The following is a 22,395-nucleotide window of genomic DNA, read 5'->3' as shown; positions in this document are numbered from 1 at the left end:
GCACCCTGGCCTCGATGCCCGAGAATGAGGGGATGAGCGAAGCCGGGGCAGCACGGGCGGAGGAGCTGCTGCTGGCAGCGCAGGGCGAGCGTGTGCTGCTCGGGATCGCCGGCAGCCCCGGCTCAGGCAAGACGACGCTGGCCCGCGCCATCGTCGAGCGGGTGAACGAGCGCGCGGGCGGCCGCCCGCTCGCCGCGCACCTCCCGATGGACGGCTTCCACCTGGCCAACACGACACTGGATGCGCTGGGCCGCCACGACCGCAAGGGCGCGATCGACACGTTCGACGCCTGGGGTTTCGTCGCCACCCTCCACCGGGTCGCCGCCGAGCAGACGCACACCGTCTACGTGCCGGCGTTCGAGCGCGCCGTGGACGAGCCGGTCGCCGCCTCCATCGCCATCGAGCCGGAGACGCGGCTGGTGGTTGTGGAGGGCAACTACCTGCTGGCCGACGCCGAGCCGTGGTCGCGCATCCCGAGCCTGCTGGCGGAGAGCTGGTTCGTGTCGACGCCGGAGGACGTGCGGCTCGCGAGACTGATCGACCGGCACACCCGCCACGGCCGCACCCCGGAGGCGGCGGAGGCGTGGGCCCGCGAGGTCGACGGCGCCAACGCCGCCATCATCGAGCCCAGCCGGATGCGCGCGACCCGCCTCGTGGACGGCTCCCAGCCGGAAGCGCTTAGGCTCGATGAATGACTTCCGCTGAAACCTACGACAAAGTGACCATGTTCGGCGCGGACTGGTGCCGCGACTGCATCCGCTCGAAGGCCCTCCTCGACCGCCTCGGCGCCGACTACGACTACGTCGACCTGGTCGCGACCCCGGAGAAGGCCGACGTGGCCCTCTCGATCAGCGGTCGCACGAACATCCCGGTCATCGCCTTCCCCGACGGCTCCTACCTGGTGGAGCCGACGGACCCGGAGCTGGAGGCGGCGCTCAGCCGCTAGGCCAACCGGTCCGGGGCTCCGTGCCCCGGGCACACCAGCCGCGGGCGACGGGATGCGATCAGCTCGGTCGTCGCCAGCGCCTGCGCTTTGTCGCTGATCAGCAGCCGCGGCATCTGCACGAGCCTGCCCTTCGAGACGCGCACGGCATCCCCGGCGAAGATCACGCCCCGCCACTCCACGACGACGTGGCCGTCGGTGTGCCCGGGAGCGGGGATGGCGACAAGGCCGGGCAGGATCTCCGTCTCGGCAGCATCCGGGAGTTCGTGCAGGTCGGCCGGCGCCTCGGTCTTCGGGTAGACGCGGCCGAGGAACCTCCGGAAGCCGGTCGACGGCGGCGTCTCTCCGCGCAGCACGGCGGCGTCGGCGCGGCCGATCCAGACCCGGGCGCCCGTCTCGCGCTGCAGCGCGGCGGCCGATCCGGCGTGGTCGGGGTCGTAGTGCGTGAGGACGATGTCCGTCACCGGCGGCAGGCCGCGCGCCTCGCGGAGCTCGGTGGCCAGTTTCGCCGCACCGCCCGGGGTTCCGGTGTCGATGACGACAGCGGCGTCTCCGGTGTCGACGAGGTACGCGTTGGCGCCGGTGGCCTTCTGCAGGCGGTAGACGCCGTCGGTGAGGAGCTGCATGCGCTCAGCTTCGCACCGTCGCCCGGGAGGCGCATCCATTCAGTTGCCACCCTGCACAATGTCATCCACATCTCCTGTTGGACAGCTGACTCGGGCGGGCGGATGCTGACGGTATGGAGTACACACATCTGGGCCGGTCCGGCCTGAAAGTCTCTCGACTCGCACTCGGCACGATGAACTTCGGTCCGCAGACCAGCGAGGACGACTCGTTCGCCATCATGGATGCTGCGCACGGGTACGGCATCAACTATTTCGACACGGCCAACGTCTACGGGCAGCACCGCGGCAAGGGCGCGACGGAGTCGATCATCGGCGACTGGTTCGCGAAAGGTGACGGCCGCCGCGAGCGCACGGTGCTGGCCACCAAGCTCTACGGCGACATGGGCGACTGGCCCAACGACGGCAAGCTGTCCGCGCTGAACATCCGGCGCGCGCTGGACGCCAGCCTCAGCAGGCTGAAGACGGACTACATCGACATCTACCAGTTCCACCACGTCGACAGGGACACCCCGTGGGACGAGATCTGGCAGGCGATGGAGGTCGCCGTCGCGCAGGGCAAGATCCTGTACGCGGGTTCGAGCAACTTCGCCGGCTGGCACATCGCCACCGCGCAGGCGGAGGCCCGCAAGCGCAACTACACCGGCCTGGTCAGCGAGCAGTCGATCTACAACCTCCTGACCCGTCAGGTGGAGCTCGAAGTGCTGCCGGCCGCTCAGGCGAACGGTGTGGGCGTCATCGCCTGGTCGCCGCTTCACGGTGGCCTCCTCGGCGGGGTCGTGCGCAAGCAGAACGAGGGCAAGCGCCGCCTGGAAGGGCGCGCCGCGGAGACCCTCGAGAAGCACCGGGATGCTGTGGAGGCGTACGAGGCGTTCGCCGACGAGCTCGGCCACGAGCCGGGAGACATCGCGCTCGCCTGGCTGCTCGCGCAGCCGGCCGTGACAGCGCCGATCATCGGGCCGCGCACGATGGAGCAACTGGATGCGGCGGTCCGTGCCGTCGACGTCACCCTCGACGAGGCCGCACTTGCGCGCCTCGACGAGATCTTCCCTGGCCACAAGACAGCACCGGAGGACTACGCCTGGTGAGAACACGCAGAATCGCCGACGTCGAGGTGAGCGCGATCGGCCTGGGCGGCATGCCCATGTCGATCGAGGGCCGCCCGGACGAGGACCGCTCCATCGCCACCATCCACGCCGCGCTGGACGCGGGCGTCACCTTCATCGACACGGCGGACGCATACCATCTGCACGCCGACGAGGTCGGTCACAACGAGTCGCTGATCGCCGGTGCCGTGCGCAGCTGGGGCGGCGACGCATCCACTGTTCTGATCGCCACCAAGGGCGGCCACCTCCGCCCCGGCGACGGAAGCTGGTACGTCGACGGCCGCCCGGAGTACATCAAGGAGGCCGCGAAGGCGTCGCTCGCGCGGCTCGGCGGCGACGCGATCGGGCTGTACCAGTTCCACCGTCCGGACCCCGAGGTGCCGTACGAGGACTCGGTCGGCGCGATCCGCGACCTGCTCGACGACGGCGTGATCCGCCTCGCCGGGATCTCGAACGCGAACCCCGAGCAGATCCGTCAGGCGCAGGAGATCCTCGGCGGCCGTCTCGCGTCGGTGCAGAACCAGTTCTCGCCGGCCTTCCGGTCGAGCGAGCCCGAGCTGGAGCTGGCCGACGAGCTGGGCATCGCGTTCCTGCCGTGGAGCCCGCTCGGCGGCATCACGTCCGCCGCGTCGCTCGGCGACAGGTTCGCGCCGTTCCAGCAGGTCGCGGATGCGCGTGGCGTCAGCCCGCAGGTCGTCGCGCTCGCCTGGCACCTCGCCAAGAGCCCGCACGTCATCCCGATCCCCGGAGCATCCCGCCCAGAGTCGATCCGTGACTCGGCGACGGCGGCCGACCTGACCCTCACCCCCGAGGAGCTGGCGGCGCTCGACGCGGCCTGACCCGCGCCGCCTGATCCGCGCCGGGTGATCCGCGCGGCACATTCGGGTCCGGCGTCATTCGCGACACCTCGGTGTCACCGGCGAGTGGCGTCGGGCTCGAGTGCTGCGTTTACGCGGCGGCTCCGACGGGCTGCAACTGCCGCAGGAAAGCGCCGGCCGCCGGGCTGGGCTCCTCGGCCACCGCCACCGCCACATTCCACGCCGGCACGTCGCCGCGCAGCCCGACCGCCTTCAGCTGCTCCGGGCGCTTGCGGGCGAAGCTCGCCGGCACGATCGCGACGCCGAGGTTGTAGCCGACCAGGTCGAGCAGCGGATGCACGTCATTGACCTCCATCGCCGCCCGGTAGTCGAACCCGGCCGCCGCGAACGCCCGCCGCGCGAGCGCCTGCGCACCCCACCCCTCCTGAAAACCGATCAGCGCCTCACCGCGCAGACTCTCCAACGGGATGCTCGACTCAGCCGCGAACCGGTGGTCGGGGTGGCAGAGCACCAGCATCTCCTGCGTGCTCAGCTGTCGCAGCTGCACCCCGGCGGGCGTGTGGCCGGTGTCGACGACCAGGGCGACGTCGACGCGGCCCCCCGCGACCGCATCCACCAGCTCGACGGATCCGGAGTAGCGCAGCCGCACCTCCACGCCGGGGTTGGCCGTGCGGAACGACGCGAGCTCGGCGGGGAGGTCGACGGAACCGAGGCACGGCTCGGCGCCGATGGTGAGGCGGCCGCGCACCAGACCGCGCACGGCGGCGACCGCGTTGCGGGCCGCTGCCGCGCTGGCGAGCGTGCGCACGGAGTCGGCGAGCAGCGCTTGTCCTGCGGTGGTCAGCTCCACGCGACGCGTGCTGCGGATGAACAGGGAGGTGCCGAGCTCCTGCTCAAGCGACCGGATGGACGCGGACAGTCCGGACTGCGAGATCTGCAGCAGTTCCGCCGCGCGTGTGAAGTGTCGCTCCTCCGCCACCGTGACGAAGTGCTCGAGCTGCCGGAGTTCCATTCAGCAATGGTACGACTGAATCGGGGGCGGCTTGACCGCATCCACTGATGGTTGCCGCCGCGCGGGACGATCGGCTAGGAATGACCCATGCTTACTGGCAGCACGGTGGGACTGAGGGCCCGGCACGAAGAGGACATCCCGATCCTGCTGAAGGAGATGTGGGACGACGTCGTCGTCGGCTCCCGCGCGGAGGGCAGCCCGTGGCGTCCGATCTCTCCCGGTTCGGACGACCCCCGACTGAAGGTGGGCACGTCCGACGACGATGTGGTGCGGTTCTCGATCGTCGAATTGGCCGGAGGAACGCTGATCGGCGCTGCCACCCTCTGGGGCATCGACACGCACAACCGGTTCGCCCACATCGGGCTGGGCCTGACCCCCGCGGCGCGCGGGCACGGCTACGGCACGGACGTGGTGGCGGTGCTCACGCACTACGGTTTCGTGGTGCGCGGACTGCACCGGCTGCAGATCGAGACGCTGGCGGACAACACGGCCATGCTGCGGGCGGCGGAGAGCAACGGCTACGTCCGTGAGGGGACGACCCGCGCGTCAGCGTGGGTGCTCGGCGAGTTCATCGACGAGGTCATCCTGGGGCTGCTCGCGGCGGAGTACGCGCCGCGAGCCTGAGCGCCGTCAGCCCATGCCGATCACGCGTGCGCTGCGTGCGCCGCGTGCACGTGCACCGCGAAGGCGGCGATCTCGTCGGCGCGCGCCGCATCGTAGAAGAAGCTGAGCTTGCCGCCGTGGGTCGGCGTGATGGACACCATCTTCGTGCCGACCGTGATCGTCGGACGGAACGCGATGTGCATCCTCTGAACGTCCGCGAAGCCGAACACCTCCAGGATGCGCCCGTCGAACGCCAGCAGCGTCGACTCGCTCGCCCACGCCTCGACAATCTCAGTCACTCCGCTCGCCCCTGCCGCCTGCGGCACCTCGACTACCTCGGCCGCCTCTCCCTCGTCGCTCACACCCTCACCCGCGCAGCGATCTTCCGCATCGCCACCACCATCTCAGGCACGAGCGTCACGCTCCCCGCGCGCTCTGCCGCTTCGAGCGCATCCACCTGGTCGGCGTCGGCGGAGGTGAACCAGGAGGCGACGGTCACTCCGTGTCCCGGCCGCGACACGACCTCGATGCTGTCGCCCGCGCCGATGCTCCCGGACTTGACGATGCCCAGGTATGCGCCGGGCAGCCCCACCTCGGTGAAGCGTTTGACCCACTGCCGCTCCCCCATGCGCCGCTGGAACGTCGCGCAGGGCTCGCGCGGACAGGTCACCTCGACCACCAGCTCGTCGCCGATCCTCCACCGCTCGCCGATCTCGGCGCCGTTGACGTCGAGGCCCGCCGTTCGGAGGTTCTCGCCGAACAGTCCGGCGGGGATGTCGCGCCCGAGCGCATCCGCCCAGTACTCCGCGTCCTCCTGCGCATACGCGTACAGCGCCTTGCTGAGGCCGCCGTGATGCTTGCGGTCGGCCTGCACGTCTCCGTAGAGCCCATACGGTCGCACCCGCAGCGAACCGGCGACGGGTCGCTTGTCGATCGCGGTCACCCCGATGCTGCCCGAATCCGGGATCAGCTTGTCCACCCTGCACAGTTCGAGCAACTCGGCCATGCGACCAGTCTGCCTCACCGAGCGGCACGCACGGGCGGCGCGATCAGCATGGGTACCAAACCGTAGGCCCACGACGCGAAGTGCACCAGAATCCACGCGCCGAGAACGGCATCAGACCAGTGCCCGGCCACCATTGTGAGATGTGTCGGGATGAGCCACTGAGTGGCCGCGCCCGCCGCGACGCCTCCGAGCGCGAGAAGCGTGATCCGCGTGACCATCGCGCTCAGTGCGGGCACGGCGAGGATCACGCAGCCAGCGACGAGTGCGCAAATCATCACGGCGAGCGCGCCAACGAAGACCTCCGATTCCTCGCTCGACCGGTCTGCGCCACCGGGAGATGACCAGCGCGTGCCGATCTGGCGAGGGATCTCGGAACCCCACGCCCAGCGCGCCACCACTGTTGCACCGAGTGGGAGGGCGAGCGAGACGGCACTGAAGGCGAGCCGAGTGCGGGATGGCCGCGACGGCGGCGTCATTCGTGGTTCTTCAGGATCGTGAAACCGAGCGCTATCGCCCGACCGATGACCGTGAAGGCGAATGCACCGCGAGCACAGCGATCGCGACCACTCCCGTCAACGCGATCGAAACGACACTCTTGTTCTTCACCAATTCACCCCCGGCACTTCGACGTACCGGTATAGCGTATCAAAACTCTTCGGTGCTAAATACTAAATACACACAGCTGCCTCACCGCACGCCGCGCATCATCTTCAGCACCCACGGGCTCATCACGGCCAGCACCACGCCGATCGCGATGGCGACCGCGCCGATGATCCCGAAGTAGACGCCCTCCGTCGCCGGCGAGTACAGCTTCGCGAGCTGGCCGGCCATCGCGGTGCCGAGCGCGACGGACAGGAAGTAGAGCGCCACCATCTGCGCACCGAACGCGTGCGGCGCCAGCTTCGTGGAGGCGGACAGCCCGACCGGCGAGATCAGCAGCTCCGCGACCGTGAACACGAGCAGGATGCCCACCACAGCCAGCAGCGGCGTGCTGTTCTCTCCGCCGCCCGCCCAGAACAGGAACAGCCAGAACGCCAGCCCCATCACCACCGTGCCCGCCGCGAACTTGAGCGGCGTCGACGGCTGCTTGTCTCCCCACTTCGTCCAGATCGCCGCGAAGACACCGGACAGGACAATGACGAAGATCGGGTTGATCGACTGCACCCAGGAGACCGGGAAGTCCCAGCCGAACAGGTTGCGGTCGAGTCGCTTGTCCGAGTAGATCGTGATCACCGTGAACTGTTGCTGGTACAGAGACCAGAACGCCGCGTTCGTGATGAACAGCGGGATGAACGCCACGATCCTGCTGCGCTCCTCCGCGTTCACCAGCTTCGACGTGAGCAGCAGCGTGAAGTACGCGATGGCGGCGACGATCACCACCCCGATCACGATGAGCGCCAGGTTCTGCGCCGTGATCACGCCGAGGAGCACCAGCGCGACGACCACGATCACCCCGGCCACCGCGATCCCGATGACGAGCGGGCGACGGGATGCCGGCAGCGGGTTGGGCACGTCGTGCGCCTCCTCCGGCAGCCGCTTGCGCCCGAAGGAGTACTGGATGAGCCCGATCGCCATGCCGACCGCCGCCAGCCCGAAGCCCCAGTGGAAGCCCAGCTCGGTCTGCAGCAGCCCGGTGAGGAGCGGCCCGAAGAACGCGCCGAGGTTGATGCCGAGGTAGAAGATCGAGAACCCGGCGTCCCTGCGCGAGTCGTGCTCCGAGTAGAGCGTGCCGACGATGCGGGTGGCGTTCGCCTTCAGCCCGCCACTGCCGAGCGCCACCAGCAGAAGGCCCACGATCACGCCGGACACACCCGGCAGCAGGGCGAGCGAGATGTGCCCGGCCATGATGACAACGGCGCTCCAGAACAGCACGCGTTCCGACCCGAACATCCGGTCGGCGAGCCACGCGCCGAGGATCGTCGAGAGGTACACCGCCCCTCCGTACGCGCCGACGATGCCGGCGGCCGTGGCCTGGTCGATGCCGAGGCCGCCGTCGGCGACGGAGTGATAGAGGTAGATGAGCAGGATGCCCTGCATCCCGTAGAACGAGAAGCGCTCCCACATCTCGACGCCGAAGATGTTCGCGAGCGAGCGGGGTTGCCCGAAGAACGTCTTGCCGCCGTCTGGCCGTTCAGGGGCCGTCGCCTGTGTGCTCGGATCACTCATGGCGCCCATGCTTCCACTCGGGAGCACCCGGCGCGACGAAAAAACCCGAAGCTGTGGATAACTCCTCCGCTCACAGGCGGAGGCCGTCAGCGGGCGGACAACTCCTGCAGCACCGCATCGAGCTGGTCGACCGCCCAGTCCAGGTCGGCGGGATCCACCACGATCGGCGGCGCCAACCGGATGGTCGACCCGTGCGTGTCCTTCGCCAGCAGCCCGCGCTCCATCAGCAGTTCGCAGACCTCCCTGCCCGTCGCGAGCGCCGGATCGATGTCGATCCCGGCCCACAGCCCCGCACCGCGCACCGCGAGCACGCCGTGCCCGACCAGCCGCGAGAGCCCGGCGTGCAGGCGCTTGCCGAGCAGCGCGGCGCGCTCCTGCGGTTCGCCGGTCGCGAGCATCCCGACCACGGCCCGCCCGACGGCGGCAGCGAGCGGGTTCCCACCGAACGTCGACCCGTGCTCCCCGGGGTTCAGCACCCCGAGCACATCACGGTTGCCGACGACAGCGGAGACCGGCACGATACCGCCGCCGAGCGCCTTGCCCAGGAGGTAGAGGTCGGGTACCACTCCCACCAGGTCGCACGCGAACGTCGCACCGGTGCGGCCGAGGCCGGACTGGATCTCGTCCGCGATCAGGAGCACGCGTCGTTCGTCGCAGAGCGCGCGCAGTTCGGGAAGGAAGGAGGCGGGCGGCACGACGATGCCGGCCTCGCCCTGGATCGGTTCGACGAGCACGGCGACGGTGTCGTCGTCGATGGCCTCCGCGACCGCGGCGGCGTCGCCGTACGGTACCGTGCGGAATCCTGGCGTGTACGGGCCGAACCCGTCACGCGCATCCGGATCGTCGGAGAAGCTGATGATCGTGGTCGTGCGCCCGTGGAAGTTGCCGGCCATCACGATGATGTTCGCCCGTCCGTCCTGCACACCCTTCACGCGGTACCCCCACGCGCGCGCCACCTTGATGCCGGACTCGACGGCCTCGGCTCCCGTGTTCATCGGCAGCACCATGTCTTTGCCCGCGAGCGCGGCGAGCGCCTCCACGAACGGGCCGAGCTGGTCGTTGTGGAACGCGCGGCTCGTCAGCGTGATGCGGTCGAGCTGGGCCCGCGCCGCATCCAGCAGCACGGGGTTGGAGTGGCCGAAGTTCACGGCCGAGTATGCGGCGAGGCAGTCCAGGTAGCGCCGGCCGTCCACGTCCGTGACCCAGGCGCCGTCCCCCTCCGCGACCACGACGGGCAGTGGATGGTAGTTGTGCGCCGTGTGCTCCTCTTCCCGCTCGATCGCCTCGGCCTGGCGCTCGGTCGGGGCGACGGTGCTGGGGTGGATGCGGTGGGCGACGGTGTCCGCCTGGGCGACGGTGTCGGCGCCGGTCGTGTCCGCGGGTGCGACCGTGTCTGTGTCGTTCATGCGCTGTCCTTTCAGCGTCGCAGTTCGAGGGTGCAGCACTTGACGCCGCCGCCGCCGAGCAGCAGCTCGGAGAGGTCGACGCCGATCGGGTTGTATCCGTGCTCGCGCAGCTGCCGCTCGAAATCGACGGCGCTGGATGCGATCACCACGTTGTATCCGTCGGAGAACGAGTTGAGTCCGAGCACGGCGGCGTCCTCGTCGTTGACGACGATCGCGTCGGGGAACCGCTCGGCGATGACGGCCCTGCTGGCGTCGTCGAACGCGGACGGCAGATAGGCGATGTGCTCCTGTCCCGGCGTGCCGTCGAGCACGGAGAGCGCCGTGTCCAGGTGGTAGAAGTTCGGGTCGATCAGCCGCAGCGAGACCACCTCGCGCCCGTACAGCTCGGCGAGCTCGCCGTGACTGGCGTCGGTGCTGCGGAAGCCGGTGCCCGCGAGGATCGTGTCGCCGACGAGGAGGAAGTCGCCTTCCCCCTCGTTGACGCTGCGCGGCTCAGCGACCTCGAACCCGTGGCTGCGGAACCAATCCATGTATGCCGGGCCTTCCGGCTGCCGCTCCGGGTATGTGAAGCTCGCGCCGTACGCCACGTTGTCGACCACGAACCCGCCGTTGGCCGCGTAGACCATGTCCGGCAGCCCTTCGATCGGCTCGATCAGCTGCACGTCGTAGCCGAGGTCGACGTAGGTGCGGTAGAGCACATCCCACTGCTGCACGGCCAGCGACGTATCGGTCGGCAGGGCGGGGTCCATCCACGGGTTGATCCGGTAGACGACCACGAAATGCTCGGGACGGCACATCAGCACCGACCGCCGCGTCGGGATCCGCGCCGGCCGGTCCGTCCGCGGCTCAGCGTCTTCGTGGGTGATCGACATGGGGATAGTGTCACACACGATTGTCGGCGAATGGATGCGTCCGGGCGCACGTAATCGCCAGGATCGGGCCTCGCCGCGCAGAATGTTTGCGTGCCTGTTCGGCGAGAGCAGATCGTTATACAGCCCGCGCAACGATTCCGCGTAACACCAGGCGCTCACGCAACGATCCACCGTATGCTAGCGCTCGTGGACAACCTTGATCGCAGCATCCTCGACCTGCTCCGCCAGAATGCCCGCGCCGGATACGGAGATATCGGCTCCGTGGTCGGGCTGTCCGCGTCCGCGGTGAAGCGCAGGGTCGACCGCCTGGTCGCCGACGGCGTCATCCGCGGGTTCACCATCCAGGTCGACCCGGCGATCGACGGGATGAGCACCGAGGCGTACGTCGAGCTGTTCTGCCGGGGGACGGTCGCGCCCGACGAGCTGCTGCGCATCCTGTCCGCCGTGCCGGAGGTGGTGGATGCGGGAACCGTCACGGGCAGCGCGGACGCCATCGTGCACATCCGGTCGCGGGACATCCCGAGCCTGGAGGCTGCACTCGAGAAGGTGCGGCTGGCGCCGAACGTGGACCATACGCGCTCCGCGATCGTGCTCTCGCGCCTGATCAGCCGCGGCAACGCCTGACCGGCACGCGTCGCATTTCTTCAAGCCATCCGCGCCCTCGAAGCGCACGATGGTGAGATGAGCGAGACAGCAGAGGCCACCATCCTCATCCACGCCGACCGGGATGCGGTCTGGCACGCCATCACCGACCCCGACCTCATCGCGCAGTACCTCTACGGCACGCGCGTCGAGTCCGGGTGGACGGTCGGCAGCCCCATCGTCTACCGCGGGGAGTGGGAAGGGAAACCGTACGAGGATCACGGCACCATCCTGGAATTCGTGCCGGGCGAACGCCTGGTGAGCAGCTATTACAGTCCGCTCAGCGGCAAGCCGGACGTGCCGGAGAGCTATCAGGACGTCGCGTACACCCTGGGCTCCGACGGCGACGACACCCGCGTCACCATCACCCAGAGTGGCTGCGCCGACCGCGCGGAAGCCGACCGCATGAGCACCAACTGGGCCTCCACCCTGGAGGGGCTGCGCGCCGTCGTCGAGCGCTGATGCGCATCCGGATTTCCGTGACGACCTGCGAGAACCTACAGGAAACGCCACACCCGATCCGCCGCCATCGGAGCACGACCACGGGAATCGGTGGCACGATGTCAGCATGAAGCTGCTCGTTGTCGAAGACGATCCCGACATGGGAGGCCTCGTCGAACGCGGTCTCACGGCCGAAGGCTACGACGTGACCCTGGTCACGAACGGTGTCGACGCGCTCATCGCCCTGCGCGCCGAAGGCTATTCCGCCGCCGCGATCGACGTGATGCTGCCGGGGATGAGCGGCTTCGAGCTGTGCCGCCACATCCGCGAGGCCGCCAACCCGATGCCGATCCTGCTGCTCACCGCGCGGGACGCCATCGAGGACCGCGTCCACGGCCTGGATTCGGGAGCGGACGACTACCTCACCAAGCCGTTCGCGTTCGCCGAGCTCGCCGCGCGGGTGCGCGCCCTGCTGCGGCGCGAGCCGTCCGGGATGCGCCCCCAGGTGACGGTCGGACGCCTCACCATCGACTCCCACGAGCACCGCGCCCTGGTGTCCGGCCACGAGATGCCGCTCAGCCGCCGCGAGTTCACGCTGCTGCGCCTGTTCGCCACGAACCCGGACAAGACGCTCGCCCGCTCCGACATCCTCGAGACGGTGTGGGGCACCACGGAGAACATCGGCACGAACGTCATCGACCAGTACGTGTCCTACCTGCGCAAGAAGCTGGAACTCGCCGGCGCCGGGCTCGCCATCGTCACCGAGCGCGGCCGCGGATACCGGCTGGACGCCAAGAACGCCGAGGTCCCGACCCCGTGACGCGCGCGGCGGTCAGCGCTGTTCCGGGTTCCGGCTTCGGCTCCGGATGCGCGGATCGCGCGTGACCAGCCCATGAACCGTCTCAGACGCCTCTCGATCACTGCCCGCATCACCATCGGCAGTCTCATCGTGGCGACCCTGTTCGGCCTGGTCGCTGTCGAGGTGGTGCGCTTCGGCGTCGCCTCCATCCTGCACAACGCCACGGTCACCCTCCTCGACAACGACGTCGCCGCGCCCGCCGCGGCTCTCGGCAACAACCCGTCCGGCCCGTTCGATCTGCCGGGCGGCGGCCAGGAGCTCGCGATCGTCGACGCGTCGGGCGCGGTGCTCGCATCCACTCTCCCCGGCTCGCTGGAGGCCGACATCGGCGGGCTGCTGCGGCTGGGCGAGCAGGCGGCGAGCGTCAAAGTCGGCGACGACCAGTATCTGGTGCTGGTGCGCGCGGTCTCCACCAGGAACGGCGTGATGCACGTGGTCGCCGCCCGCAACAACGAGACCACCGACCTCATCCTGGACAGGCTCACCGGCGCCCTCGCGATCGGCGCCGTGCTGCTGGTGATCGGCTTCGGCGCGGCATCCTGGCTGCTGACACGTGCAGCACTGCGCCCGGTGAGCCGGATGCGGGAGCAGGCGGAACGCATCGCCGGCGTGCAGTCGACGGGCCTGCTGACGGTGAACCCCGCCCGCGACGAGCTGGCCGAACTCGCCGGGACGCTCAACGAACTCATCCGCAGGCTGCGCGCGTCGGCGGAACGCGAACGCCAGATGGTGTCCGACGCCAGCCACGAGCTGCGAACGCCACTTGCTGTCCTCCGCGGCCAGCTGGAACTCGCGGAGCTGGATGCCGGAGACGCGGAGGCCCTGCTCGCGGACATCCGCTCCTCCCGCAGCACCGCCCTCCGCCTCGGCCAGCTGGCGAACAACCTGCTCGAACTGTCCCGCATCGAGGCGGGCCCGGCGAGCGGCCGCACCGACTGGCGCACCCTCACGGACGAACTGGCCGACGCCATCGACCGCGCCCGCCTCCTGGCCGCGAGCCCGGAAGAGAACACCCCGCCGATCTCGATCGACTTCGACTACAACCCGCGCAAGACCCCACCGGGCGACGGCCTGGTCGGCCTCTCCCCCACCGACTTCGGCCGCATCCTGGACAACCTGATCGGCAACGCGATCACCGCGATCGCGGGTGCGAGTGGGGGCGCGGGTGACGCGCCAGCGCGCGCGGGTGACGCGGCGGCCGACGCGGCGACGGAACCCGAGACAGGCGCCACCACCCCTCCCGACCCCACCACCCCCGACGCTCTCACCCCCCGGGATGCGACGGTCACCGCCGAGCTGACGGCCACCGATGCCGAGGTCATCCTCACGGTCCGCGACACCGGCCCCGGGATGCCCGCGGACTTCATCCCCGTCGCTCTCGACCGCTTCACCCGGGCCGACGGCGCCCGCACCGCTCACTCGGGCGGCGGGCTCGGTCTCGCGATCGTCGGCGCGCTGGCGGGCTCGGCGGGCGGTAGCGTCGTACTGGCGAACGCCGAAGGCGGCGGACTCGTCGTCACCGTGGTGCTCCCGCTCGTCGGCGCACCCTCACCAGTGAAGGCGGAACAGTGAAGGCGGAACAGTTGTGAGCGAATCCTCCGGCACGAACGGCGCCCCTGGCTTCCTGTCCGCCCCCATCGACGCCTCGGCGACGACCCCACCGTTCGAGCAGCTGAAGGCCCACATCCTCGCCGCCGTCAGCACCGGCGACGCTCCCGTCGGCACCCGTCTCCCTCCGGTACGGGCGCTGGCGGACTCCCTCGGTCTCGCCCCGAACACCATCGCTCGCGCCTACCGCGAACTGGAGCACGTCGGCGTCCTGGAGACCCGCGGCCGCGCAGGAACGTTCGTCGCCGCCGCCGACGCCACCCAGCGCGAGGCCGCCACCGCGGCCGCAGCCTTCGCCGAGCGCGCCGCCGACCTGGGCCTCACCGCGGACGAAGCCCTCACCCTCGCCCGAGCAGCCCTCGAGTCGCGCCTGCGCCCCTGACCGAAGGTCTCGCCCGTCTACCTCGGTCCGCGCCCCTGACCTCAGTGCCCGCTGCGGTCCGAGTCGACTCCCGCATCCGGACCCTCGTCGAGCGTGTCGATCCCGGCCAGGTCGGCGGCGTCCAGTTCGAACCCGAACACGTCGAAGTTCTCGGCGAGGCGCTGTGCGTTGCTGGATTTCGGGATCACGACGAGCCCGTTCTGGATGTGCCAGCGCAGCACCACCTGTCCCGGCGTCTTGTCGTGCTTCTCGGCGATTTCGGTGAGCACCGGCGAGCGCAGGAGGTCGCCTCCCGCGCCGAGCGGGCTCCACGATTCGGTGACGATGCCGTGCTCGCTGTCGTACGCCCGCTGCTCGCGCCGCTGGATGGCCGGGCTGAGCTGGATCTGGTTCACGGCGGGCACGACACCGGTCTCCGCGATCAGCCTGTCGATGTGCGCCGGCTTGAAGTTGGAGACGCCGATCGCGCGCGCCTTGCCTGCTTCCCGCAGCCGGATGAACGTCTCCCAGGTCGACACGTACTCATCCCGGGCGGGCAGCGGCCAGTGGATGAGCAGCAGGTCCACGTAGTCGAGCCCGAGCCGGGCGAGGGACGCGTCGAGTCCGTCCAGCGCGCGATCGTCCCCCTGGTACGTGCCGTCGAGCTTCGTCGTCACGAACAGCTCGTCCCTGTCGACGCCGCTGTGCTTCACGCCGAGCCCCACGCCGACCTCGTTGCCGTACTTCACCGCCGTGTCGATGTGACGGTATCCGATGGCCGCCGCCTCGATGATCGTGCGTTCGACCTCCTGGTCGTCGAGGGGCCACGTGCCGAGGCCGAGCTGCGGGATGGTGGTTCCGGAGTTGAGCGGGAGCGTCGGTGTCGTCATGGTGTCAGGCTACGCGCGCCTGCCTCCTGTCAGATGACTGTTTCGGAAAGCTGCGTGGGGTTTCCGAACCGGTGGTTGGTGATCGAGATGGCCTGCTCGTGCAGGAACGGCAGCACCTCGATGCGTCCGGACGGCGTGACCTCGTTGGCGTAGACAGCCACATCCGGACTTCCGCCGAGCGCGGCGGCCAGGGCGGATGCGTCGCCCCCGATCAGCCGAATGCGGTGCGGCCACGTCGCGTGCGACCGGATGCGCGACAGCCAGTGGGCGTCCGACTCCACGACCACCTCGAGCTCACGCTCGCGCAGCAGCTGGTGCATCGCCCGCGGCAGTTTCACAGCCGTGCTCACCGTGAACGGGGAGTTGGCGACCGTTCCTGCCGCCATCACCCGCAGCAGCTCGGGCAGCCCCGAGCCCTCCGAGAGCCGGATGGTCACCGGGACCGGACGGTAGCGGAACAGGTTGCGCTCCACCCTGATGTCCGACACGTCTTTGACCGTGTGGTACTCCGTCGCCGCCGCGATGGCGTCGCTGAGTGCCGACCGCCGCACCACGTCGAACGCCGCGTAGTCCATCGACGATTGCCCGGACTCGATGAGGTCGGACACGCGCTTATCCAGCCCGCGCAAGTGGAGGCTGGCGCTGGAGTTGCCGGCGTCCGGCACCCACGATCCGAGCCCGATCAGGTAGTTCGGTCCGCCCGCCTTCGTGCCTGCACCGACCGACGAGCGCTTCCACCCGCCGAACGGCTGCCGCTGGACGATGGCCCCGGTGATCCCACGGTTGACGTAGAGGTTTCCCGCTTCGACGGTGTCGAGCCAGACGGTGAGCTCGTCGGAGTCGAGCGAGTGCAACCCCGCGGTGAGCCCGTATTCGATGGCGTTCTGGTAGCGGATGGCCTCGTCGAGGTTCTTTGCGGTCATGATCCCGAGCACTGGACCGAAGAACTCGGTCAGGTGGAAGTACGACCCCGGCTGCACCCCGGCCCGGATGCCCGGCGACCACAGCTTCCCTGTCTCGTCCAGCTGCTTCGGCTTCACCAGCCATTCCTCGGAGGCGCCGAGCGTGGTGAGCGCGTGCAGCAGCTTGCCGGAGGCCGGCTCGATCAGCGGCCCCATCTGGCTCGTCGGGTCTTGCGGATAGCCGACGCGCATGCTCGTCGTCGCGTCGATCAGCTGGTGACGGAACCGGTCGGAGTTCGCGACGGACCCGACCAGGATGACCAGGCTGGCCGCCGAGCACTTCTGGCCGGCGTGCCCGAACGCGCTCTTCACGATGTCCGCGACGGCGAGGTCGTAGTCGGCGCTCGGCGTGACGATGATCGCGTTCTTGCCGCTCGTCTCCGCGAGCAGCGGCAGGTCGGGCCGCCACGACCGGAACAGCTTGGCCGTCTCGTACGCACCCGTGAGGATCACCCGATCCACTCGGGGTTCGGAGATGAGCGACTGGCCCAGGTCGTTCTCGGCCACGTCGGCGAGCGCCAGCAGTTCGCGCGGGATGCCCGCCTCCCAGAGCGCTTCGACCATGACGGCGCCCGAGCGCCTGGCCTGGGGAGCCGGCTTGATGATGACGCCGCTTCCCGCGGCGAGCGCCGACAGGACGGAACCGGCGGGGATGGCGACGGGGAAGTTCCACGGCGGGGTGACCACCGTGAGCTTCGACGGCACGAAGCGCGCGCCCTGGACGGCATCCAGCTCTCGCGCCCTGCTGGCGTAGTAGTGGGCGAAGTCGATGGCCTCGCTCACCTCCGGATCGGCCTCGGCGATGGTCTTGCCCGTCTCGGCAGCCATGACCTCGATGAGCCTGTCGCGGTTGGCCGCGAGGGCGATCCCCGCTCGGTCGAGCACCGCGGCGCGGTCGAAGCCACTGCGCGCGCCCCAGGCCTCTCCGTTGATCCGGACGGTCTGGATGAGCGTCTCCAGCTGGGCGGCGTCGGTGACCGCTGCCGCCGCGATGGTGTCGACGCCGAGCGACGAGCCGGCCGACCTGGCCAGGATCTTCCGGCCCCACGACCGGTTCGCGGCCAGCGACGGGTCGGTGTCCGGCGCATTGTGGAACCCGCGGGTCACCTCGACGGTCACAGGCTCGCCGGCGACGATCCCGTCCCCGCTCGACCCGCGACGCAGCCCGAGCACCACGCTCGTCAGCCCCTCGTCGCTGCCGGCGACCGGCTCCGGCGCCGCCGGGCGCGTGAACTCGTCCGCGCTCGCCTGGTCCCACTCGCGCGAGCGGTCCTGCTGACGGTTCGGCAGCGGGGCCACTCCCCACGGCTGCTGGTCGGCTTCGAGGTCGGCGATCGACGCGAGGAAGCGCTGCTTCTCCCGCTCGAATAGTCCCGCATCGGAGTCCAGTTCGAACACCGCAGACATGAAGTTCTCCTGGCTCGCGTTCTCTTCGAGCCGGCGGATCAGGTAGGAGATGGCTACGTCGAACTCGCTCGGGTTTACGACCGGCGTGTAGAGGAGCAGGCTGCCGACGGTCTTCTTGACCGCCTCGGCCTGGGCGGTGGCCATGCCGAGCAGCATCTCGAAGTCGATGCCGTCGGTGACCCCGCGGCGCGAGGCGAGCAGCCACGCGTATGCCACATCGAAGAGGTTGTGACCGGCGACCCCGATCTTCACCGCGTCCGTGTGCTCCGGGGTGAGCGCCCAGTCGAGCACCCGCTTGTAGTTGGTGTCCGTTGCCTGCTTGCTGCCGTAGGTGGCCAGCGGCCAGTCGTGGATGGCGGCGTCCACGCGCTCCATGGCCAGGTTGGCACCCTTGACCACGCGGACCTTGATGGGCGCTCCGCCGACCACGCGGCGCTGGCTCGACCACTCGGTGAGCGTCTGCAGCGCATCCAGAGCATCCGGCAGGTAGGCCTGCAGCACGATGCCCGCTTCGAGCTTCACGAACTCCGGCTTGCTCAGGATGCCCGTGAAGACCGCCATCGTCAGGTTGAGGTCGCGGTACTCCTCCATGTCGAGGTTGATGAACTTCGGCGTGGGCGACGACGCGGCCAGCTGGTACAGCGGCGTGAGCCGCTCGACGACGCGCTCGACCGTCTCGTCGAACGACCACATCGACAGCTGGGACGCGATCGACGACACCTTGATCGACACGTAGTCGACATCGTCGCGAGCGAGCAGCGCACGCGTGCCCTCCAGTCGCCGCGCGGCCTCCTTCTCGCCGAGCACGGCCTCGCCGAGCAGGTTGAGGTTGAGCCGTGCGCCGTGACCGTTCGGGTCGTCGGGGTTGCGCAGGTGCGCGATGGCGGGGCCGAGCTTCTCCGGCGTCGCGTCCACGACGAGGTGGCCGACCATCCCGCGCAGCACCCGGCGTGCGATCGGGATGACGATCCACGGCAGCACGGGGCCGAACACGCCGCCGAGCCAGATGGCGAACCGCATGTACCAGGGCAGGAACGACGGGATGTTCTTGGCGACCTTCTGCAGGTTGTACCCGGCGACGAACAGGTCTTGCGGCCGGGCGACCCCGTCCACGAATCCCACGGCGAAATCGAGCCCGTTCGGGTCTTTCAGCACACCGGCGAGACGCTCGGCCGCCGGGTCTTGCTTCGGCGTGGCGCCGTCGACTGTCGCGGTGCTCTGGGCGAGCCAGGTGCGCACGAGCTCGACCGCGTCTCCCGCGATCTGCGACGGGCGCGTCTCGTTGCCATCCGTGTGATTGACCATGTCCACGACTGTATTCCTCGCTGCTCGGGTGATCGCTGAGGCCCGTGAAATCTGTGCAGAAGTGACCCCTGTGGAAACAGTGTGCGGCCCAAGTATCATCAGGAAAAGCGAATGTTTTCGAACGATATCGTTCGACTGAACCGAATGAAGGCACCGGATGCTCGACGTGCGCAAACTCCGCCTGCTCCAGGAACTCAAGGTGCGCGGCACCGTCACCGGCGTCGCCGAGGCGCTCTCCTACTCTCCGTCCTCGGTTTCCCAGCAGCTCTCCGCCCTGGAGAAGGAGTCCGGCGTCACCCTCCTCGCCAAGGCCGGCCGCCGCGTCCAGCTCACCGCCCAGGCGGAGATCCTGGTGCGGCACACCGCGGAGATCCTCGACCTGCTCGACCGCGCGGAGGCCGAGCTCACCGCATCCCTCACCACGGTGGCCGGGGTCGTGCGCGTCGCCGTCTTCCAGTCCGCGGCGCACGCCATCCTCCCGCACGCCCTCTCCACACTGGCCGCCGAGTACCCGGAACTCCGGGTCGAGGTCACCGAGCGCGAGCCGGAGCAGGGCCTCTTCGAGGTCTCCGCCCGCGACTTCGACCTCGTCATCGCCGAGCAATACCCCGGCAGCACCCGTGGTCTCCGAGCCGACCTCGACCGCGTCGAGCTCGCGACGGACGCCATCCACCTGGCGAGCAGCGCCGACCCGGATGCGCGGGTCGCCACCGAGAGCCTCGCCGGCGCCGCCTCCCTCCCCTGGGTGATGGAGCCGCAGGGAACTGCTGCGCGCACGTGGGCGGTGCAGCTGTGCCGCGCCGCCGGTTTCGAGCCGGATGTGCGCTACGAGACGGCCGACCTCATCGCGCACATCCGCCTGATCCGTTCCGGGAACGCGGTCGGCATCCTCCCGGATCTGGTGTGGGCGGGCGACGCCCCGAGCGTCCGCCTGATCGACCTTCCCGGCTCTCCGCGACGCACCGTCTTCACCTCGGCCAGGCGCTCGTCGGCCGAGCGGCCAGGCGTGGTCGCGTGCCGCGACGCCCTCGCCCGCGCCGTGCCGTCCTGACAGCCGACGGGGTTCAGACGCGTGGGGAGCGCCATCTCCGGTACTGCATCGCCTGAGTGCTTCAGTGCGCTCGGAGGTCAGGCGAAGGCGGAGCAGCCAGTGTCCGGTCCGAGTGTCGTTCCTTTGCTTCTATGTTTCTGTTCAAGGTGAAGGCGTTGAGGCACTTCTTGCAGCCCTGTCGGCAATCACGCCCGCGCAGATCAGGACTGTGATGAGCGCAGCGAAACCCGACACCATGACCAGGGCGACAACGCCCTCCGAGGGACTCTGTGAAATGAGTGCCACAGCTCCGCACACGACGCTCGCTGTGTACGCAGTCAATGCAGAGCTCCTGAGCCACGGCCTAGCGGCATCGTGCCCGGCACGCCAAGCCTCATCCGAAGCCAACGTCGCGCGAGTCTTGATCCCGAGCGAACGATTCCGCGGCAGGCCTCTCCGAATGGAGGCGTGCACAACGCTGAAAGCAGCACCAGCTACACCGAAGAGAGCCGCTCCGACTATCAAGACCAGCACGTTCCTCAACACCTCCGCTTCTGTTAAATATTGAATTTCTAAGATTAGACGGTACTATCATCGCTGTCCGGAGCGCAACCCGGCCCGGTTGTCCTGACCCGATGACACCCCGCGTTGAAGCCGGATCGGCCGTCCGAATAGGCTCAGACGCATGACCGCCACTTCCTCCCCCACCACTGCGCCAGAGCAGGCGCCGACGCACGATGTCGTGATCGTCGGCGGTGGCCACAACGGACTCACCGCCGCCGCCTATCTGGCACGAGCAGGCAAGAGCGTCATCCTTCTGGAACGCCTCGAAGCGGTGGGCGGCGCGGCGGTCAGTGCCCAGGCGTTCTCCGGCGTCGACGCCTGGTTGTCGCGGTACTCGTACCTGGTCAGCCTGTTGCCGCAGCGCATCATCGACGACCTGGGGCTGCGCATCCGGTTGGCGCGCCGCCGGTACTCCTCCTATACGCCCGTCCCCGGCGACGAGTCCGGGGCGGCGCTCCTCATCGACAACACGGACGCCGACGCGACCGCCGCCTCGTTCGCCCACATCGGCGCGGCCGACGACGCCGCCGCCTTCTCCGAGTTCTACGAGGCGACCGGAGCCCTCGCGCAGTCCCTCTGGCCGACGGTCACCGAGCCGCTCCTCACTCGCAGCGAGGCAAAGGCTCTTGTCGGCGACGACGAGCTGTGGCAGAGCATCTTCGAGCGCCCGATCGGCGAACTCATCGAGTCGAGGATCTCCAACGACCTCGTCCGCGGTGTCGTGGCGACGGATGCGCTGATCGGCACTTTCGCGAGCGTGAGCGACCCGTCGCTCGCGCAGAACCGCTGCTTCCTCTATCACGTCATCGGCCAGGGCACGGGGCAATGGGATGTGCCGGTGGGAGGCATGGGCACGGTCACCGGAGAACTGGCCAGGGCGGCACGCGAGGCGGGCGCCCGCATCGTGACCGACGCCGAGGTCACCTCGATCAGCCCGGACGGCGCCGTCCGCTACGACCGCCACGGCCACGAGCGCCGCGTGGTGGGGCGGCACGTGCTCGTCAACGTGGCCCCGGATGTGCTGGACGCCCTCCTGAGCGAAGGCGAAGCCGACACCGACACCGACACCGACACCGACACCGACACCGACACCACCCCGCCCCGACCCCGCGCAGAGGGCGCCCAGGTGAAGGTCAATCTCCTCCTCTCCCGTCTCCCCCGGCTCCGCGACGAGGCCGTCGATCCCGCAGCGGCGTTCGGCGGCACCTTCCACATCAACGAGACGTACACGCAGTTGGAGGAGGCGTTCGCCGGGGCGGTCCGCGGCGTCATGCCCGACCTCATCCCGTGCGAGATCTACTGCCATTCGCTCACCGATCCGAGCATCCTGGATCCGGAACTGGCCGCATCCGGAGCCCAGACGATCACGGTCTTCGGCCTGCACACGCCCGACCGCTGGCTCACCGACGACAACAACGATGCCACCAGGCAGCGGCTTCAGGATGCGGTGGTCGCCTCGCTGAACTCCGTCCTGGCCGAGCCCATCGAGAGCCTGCTGCTCACCGATGCCGACGGCAACCCGTGCATCGAGACGAAGACCACGCGCGACATCGAGCACGCCCTCAACATGCCGGGCGGCAACATCTTCCACGGCCCGCTGTCCTGGCCGTTCGCCGAGGACGACGACCCTCTCGACACTCCCGCCCGGCGCTGGGGTGTCGCGACCAGGCATCCGCGCATCCTGATGTGCGGCTCGGGGGCGCGGCGAGGCGGAGCGGTCAGCGGTCTCGGCGGGCACAACGCTGCGATGGCGGTGCTCGAAGGCTGACAC

General features: G+C 69.3%; 23 protein-coding genes. 12 read left to right on the top strand and 11 right to left on the bottom strand.

Annotated elements, in window-relative coordinates; genetic code table 11:
• Positions 1-14 precede the first annotated feature (14 nt).
• The gene (locus tag HF024_RS01350; RefSeq protein ID WP_168688387.1) at positions 15-695 is read left to right on the top strand and encodes a nucleoside/nucleotide kinase family protein; all 681 of its coding nucleotides are present in this window, start codon (positions 15-17) and stop codon (positions 693-695) included.
• Positions 692-946 (top strand): glutaredoxin family protein, encoded by a 255-nt coding sequence (locus tag HF024_RS01345; RefSeq protein ID WP_168688386.1) that lies wholly within the window; start codon positions 692-694, stop codon positions 944-946. Before HF024_RS01350 ends, HF024_RS01345 begins: the two co-directional genes overlap by 4 nt.
• Here the strand turns inward: HF024_RS01345 and HF024_RS01340 are convergent.
• The gene (locus HF024_RS01340; RefSeq protein WP_168688385.1) at positions 943-1,569 is read right to left on the bottom strand and encodes an MBL fold metallo-hydrolase; all 627 of its coding nucleotides are present in this window, start codon (positions 1,567-1,569) and stop codon (positions 943-945) included. The two genes, HF024_RS01345 and HF024_RS01340, sit on opposite strands and share 4 nt — an antisense overlap.
• A 113-nt stretch (positions 1,570-1,682) precedes the next feature.
• Here HF024_RS01340 and HF024_RS01335 point away from each other — a divergent pair, with 113 nt between their 5' ends.
• A complete protein-coding gene (locus HF024_RS01335) occupies positions 1,683-2,654 on the top strand; it encodes an aldo/keto reductase (RefSeq protein WP_085369694.1) in 972 nt (323 codons plus the stop codon).
• Positions 2,651-3,511 carry an aldo/keto reductase gene (locus HF024_RS01330; protein ID WP_168688384.1) on the top strand — a complete coding sequence of 287 codons (861 nt, stop codon included), beginning with the start codon at positions 2,651-2,653 and terminating at the stop codon, positions 3,509-3,511. Before HF024_RS01335 ends, HF024_RS01330 begins: the two co-directional genes overlap by 4 nt.
• Positions 3,512-3,620: 109 nt before the next feature.
• Here HF024_RS01330 and HF024_RS01325 read toward each other — a convergent pair whose 3' ends face one another.
• Positions 3,621-4,502 (bottom strand): LysR family transcriptional regulator, encoded by an 882-nt coding sequence (locus HF024_RS01325; protein ID WP_085369696.1) that lies wholly within the window; start codon positions 4,500-4,502, stop codon positions 3,621-3,623.
• An 87-nt stretch (positions 4,503-4,589) separates the two neighbouring features.
• Between HF024_RS01325 and HF024_RS01320 the strand changes: the two genes are divergently transcribed.
• Entirely contained in the window at positions 4,590-5,126 is a 537-nt protein-coding gene (locus HF024_RS01320; protein WP_168688383.1) for a GNAT family protein, read from the top strand.
• 20 nt (positions 5,127-5,146) lie between these two features.
• On the opposite strand, the gene HF024_RS01315 is transcribed toward HF024_RS01320, so the two are convergent.
• The 6 genes from HF024_RS01315 to ddaH form a co-directional block, all read right to left on the bottom strand.
• Positions 5,147-5,467, bottom strand: coding sequence for a hypothetical protein (locus HF024_RS01315; protein ID WP_168688382.1), 321 nt, complete (start codon positions 5,465-5,467; stop codon positions 5,147-5,149).
• Complete coding sequence (locus HF024_RS01310) at positions 5,464-6,111, bottom strand: MOSC domain-containing protein (protein ID WP_085369699.1); 648 nt, start codon at positions 6,109-6,111, stop codon at positions 5,464-5,466. The genes HF024_RS01315 and HF024_RS01310 overlap by 4 nt, the downstream gene beginning before the upstream one ends.
• Positions 6,112-6,125: 14 nt before the next feature.
• Positions 6,126-6,587 carry a hypothetical protein gene (locus HF024_RS01305; RefSeq protein WP_168688381.1) on the bottom strand — a complete coding sequence of 154 codons (462 nt, stop codon included), beginning with the start codon at positions 6,585-6,587 and terminating at the stop codon, positions 6,126-6,128.
• Positions 6,588-6,798: 211 nt separating this feature from the next.
• Positions 6,799-8,277 carry a peptide MFS transporter gene (locus tag HF024_RS01300; RefSeq protein ID WP_143465825.1) on the bottom strand — a complete coding sequence of 493 codons (1,479 nt, stop codon included), beginning with the start codon at positions 8,275-8,277 and terminating at the stop codon, positions 6,799-6,801.
• Between the two features lie 86 nt (positions 8,278-8,363).
• Positions 8,364-9,683, bottom strand: coding sequence for an ornithine--oxo-acid transaminase (rocD, locus tag HF024_RS01295; RefSeq protein ID WP_168688380.1), 1,320 nt, complete (start codon positions 9,681-9,683; stop codon positions 8,364-8,366).
• An 11-nt stretch (positions 9,684-9,694) separates the two neighbouring features.
• On the bottom strand, positions 9,695-10,555 hold the full coding sequence (gene ddaH / locus HF024_RS01290) for a dimethylargininase (protein ID WP_168688379.1): 861 nt from the start codon (positions 10,553-10,555) through the stop codon (positions 9,695-9,697).
• Between the two features lie 186 nt (positions 10,556-10,741).
• Between ddaH and HF024_RS01285 the strand changes: the two genes are divergently transcribed.
• The 5 genes from HF024_RS01285 to HF024_RS01265 all read left to right on the top strand — a co-directional run bounded on the left by HF024_RS01285 (position 10,742) and on the right by HF024_RS01265 (position 14,487).
• Positions 10,742-11,179: an Lrp/AsnC family transcriptional regulator gene (locus HF024_RS01285; RefSeq protein ID WP_168688378.1), complete on the top strand. Its 438-nt coding sequence runs from the start codon at positions 10,742-10,744 to the stop codon at positions 11,177-11,179.
• Between the two features lie 57 nt (positions 11,180-11,236).
• Positions 11,237-11,659 carry an SRPBCC family protein gene (locus HF024_RS01280; RefSeq protein WP_168688377.1) on the top strand — a complete coding sequence of 141 codons (423 nt, stop codon included), beginning with the start codon at positions 11,237-11,239 and terminating at the stop codon, positions 11,657-11,659.
• A 106-nt stretch (positions 11,660-11,765) separates the two neighbouring features.
• Entirely contained in the window at positions 11,766-12,458 is a 693-nt protein-coding gene (locus HF024_RS01275) for a response regulator transcription factor (RefSeq protein ID WP_085369704.1), read from the top strand.
• A gap of 72 nt (positions 12,459-12,530) precedes the next feature.
• Positions 12,531-14,069 (top strand): HAMP domain-containing sensor histidine kinase, encoded by a 1,539-nt coding sequence (locus HF024_RS01270; RefSeq protein ID WP_168688376.1) that lies wholly within the window; start codon positions 12,531-12,533, stop codon positions 14,067-14,069.
• 13 nt (positions 14,070-14,082) lie between these two features.
• Positions 14,083-14,487, top strand: a complete 405-nt coding sequence (locus HF024_RS01265) for a GntR family transcriptional regulator (RefSeq protein WP_247597247.1) — start codon at positions 14,083-14,085, stop codon at positions 14,485-14,487.
• 41 nt (positions 14,488-14,528) lie between these two features.
• On the opposite strand, the gene HF024_RS01260 is transcribed toward HF024_RS01265, so the two are convergent.
• On the bottom strand, positions 14,529-15,356 hold the full coding sequence (locus tag HF024_RS01260) for an aldo/keto reductase (protein ID WP_168688375.1): 828 nt from the start codon (positions 15,354-15,356) through the stop codon (positions 14,529-14,531).
• A 29-nt stretch (positions 15,357-15,385) separates the two neighbouring features.
• Positions 15,386-19,030, bottom strand: a complete 3,645-nt coding sequence (locus HF024_RS01255; RefSeq protein WP_168688374.1) for a bifunctional proline dehydrogenase/L-glutamate gamma-semialdehyde dehydrogenase — start codon at positions 19,028-19,030, stop codon at positions 15,386-15,388.
• Positions 19,031-19,187: 157 nt separating this feature from the next.
• Here HF024_RS01255 and HF024_RS01250 point away from each other — a divergent pair, with 157 nt between their 5' ends.
• Entirely contained in the window at positions 19,188-20,081 is an 894-nt protein-coding gene (locus tag HF024_RS01250) for a LysR substrate-binding domain-containing protein (RefSeq protein WP_168688373.1), read from the top strand.
• A gap of 141 nt (positions 20,082-20,222) precedes the next feature.
• Here the strand turns inward: HF024_RS01250 and HF024_RS01245 are convergent, their stop codons facing one another.
• Positions 20,223-20,534 (bottom strand): SdpI family protein, encoded by a 312-nt coding sequence (locus HF024_RS01245; protein ID WP_247597394.1) that lies wholly within the window; start codon positions 20,532-20,534, stop codon positions 20,223-20,225.
• A 211-nt stretch (positions 20,535-20,745) separates the two neighbouring features.
• On the opposite strand from HF024_RS01245, the gene HF024_RS01240 reads away from it, so the two are divergent.
• On the top strand, positions 20,746-22,392 hold the full coding sequence (locus HF024_RS01240; RefSeq protein ID WP_168688371.1) for an NAD(P)/FAD-dependent oxidoreductase: 1,647 nt from the start codon (positions 20,746-20,748) through the stop codon (positions 22,390-22,392).
• The last annotated feature ends 3 nt before the right edge of the window (positions 22,393-22,395 follow it).

Source organism: Leifsonia sp. PS1209, from assembly GCF_012317045.1.
In the GTDB taxonomy this organism is placed as follows: Bacteria; Actinomycetota; Actinomycetes; order Actinomycetales; family Microbacteriaceae; genus Leifsonia.
The sequence above is the reverse complement of the archived record's forward strand: the minus strand, read 5'-3'. Positions and strand labels throughout refer to the sequence as shown.

Bases quoted from the DNA above. Each gene is read 5' to 3' on its own strand.
- HF024_RS01350 (WP_168688387.1), top strand. From the start codon at position 15: ATGCCCGAGAATGAGGGGATGAGCGAAGCCGGGGCAGCACGGGCGGAG.
- HF024_RS01345 (WP_168688386.1), top strand. From the start codon at position 692: ATGACTTCCGCTGAAACCTACGACAAAGTGACCATGTTCGGCGCGGAC.
- HF024_RS01340 (WP_168688385.1), bottom strand. From the start codon at position 1,569: ATGCAGCTCCTCACCGACGGCGTCTACCGCCTGCAGAAGGCCACCGGC.
- HF024_RS01335 (WP_085369694.1), top strand. From the start codon at position 1,683: ATGGAGTACACACATCTGGGCCGGTCCGGCCTGAAAGTCTCTCGACTC.
- HF024_RS01325 (WP_085369696.1), bottom strand. From the start codon at position 4,502: ATGGAACTCCGGCAGCTCGAGCACTTCGTCACGGTGGCGGAGGAGCGA.
- HF024_RS01320 (WP_168688383.1), top strand. From the start codon at position 4,590: ATGCTTACTGGCAGCACGGTGGGACTGAGGGCCCGGCACGAAGAGGAC.
- HF024_RS01310 (WP_085369699.1), bottom strand. From the start codon at position 6,111: ATGGCCGAGTTGCTCGAACTGTGCAGGGTGGACAAGCTGATCCCGGAT.
- HF024_RS01305 (WP_168688381.1), bottom strand. From the start codon at position 6,587: ATGACGCCGCCGTCGCGGCCATCCCGCACTCGGCTCGCCTTCAGTGCC.
- HF024_RS01300 (WP_143465825.1), bottom strand. From the start codon at position 8,277: ATGAGTGATCCGAGCACACAGGCGACGGCCCCTGAACGGCCAGACGGC.
- rocD (WP_168688380.1), bottom strand. From the start codon at position 9,683: ATGAACGACACAGACACGGTCGCACCCGCGGACACGACCGGCGCCGAC.
- ddaH (WP_168688379.1), bottom strand. From the start codon at position 10,555: ATGTCGATCACCCACGAAGACGCTGAGCCGCGGACGGACCGGCCGGCG.
- HF024_RS01280 (WP_168688377.1), top strand. From the start codon at position 11,237: ATGAGCGAGACAGCAGAGGCCACCATCCTCATCCACGCCGACCGGGAT.
- HF024_RS01275 (WP_085369704.1), top strand. From the start codon at position 11,766: ATGAAGCTGCTCGTTGTCGAAGACGATCCCGACATGGGAGGCCTCGTC.
- HF024_RS01270 (WP_168688376.1), top strand. From the start codon at position 12,531: ATGAACCGTCTCAGACGCCTCTCGATCACTGCCCGCATCACCATCGGC.
- HF024_RS01260 (WP_168688375.1), bottom strand. From the start codon at position 15,356: ATGACGACACCGACGCTCCCGCTCAACTCCGGAACCACCATCCCGCAG.
- HF024_RS01255 (WP_168688374.1), bottom strand. From the start codon at position 19,030: ATGGTCAATCACACGGATGGCAACGAGACGCGCCCGTCGCAGATCGCG.
- HF024_RS01250 (WP_168688373.1), top strand. From the start codon at position 19,188: ATGCTCGACGTGCGCAAACTCCGCCTGCTCCAGGAACTCAAGGTGCGC.
- HF024_RS01240 (WP_168688371.1), top strand. From the start codon at position 20,746: ATGACCGCCACTTCCTCCCCCACCACTGCGCCAGAGCAGGCGCCGACG.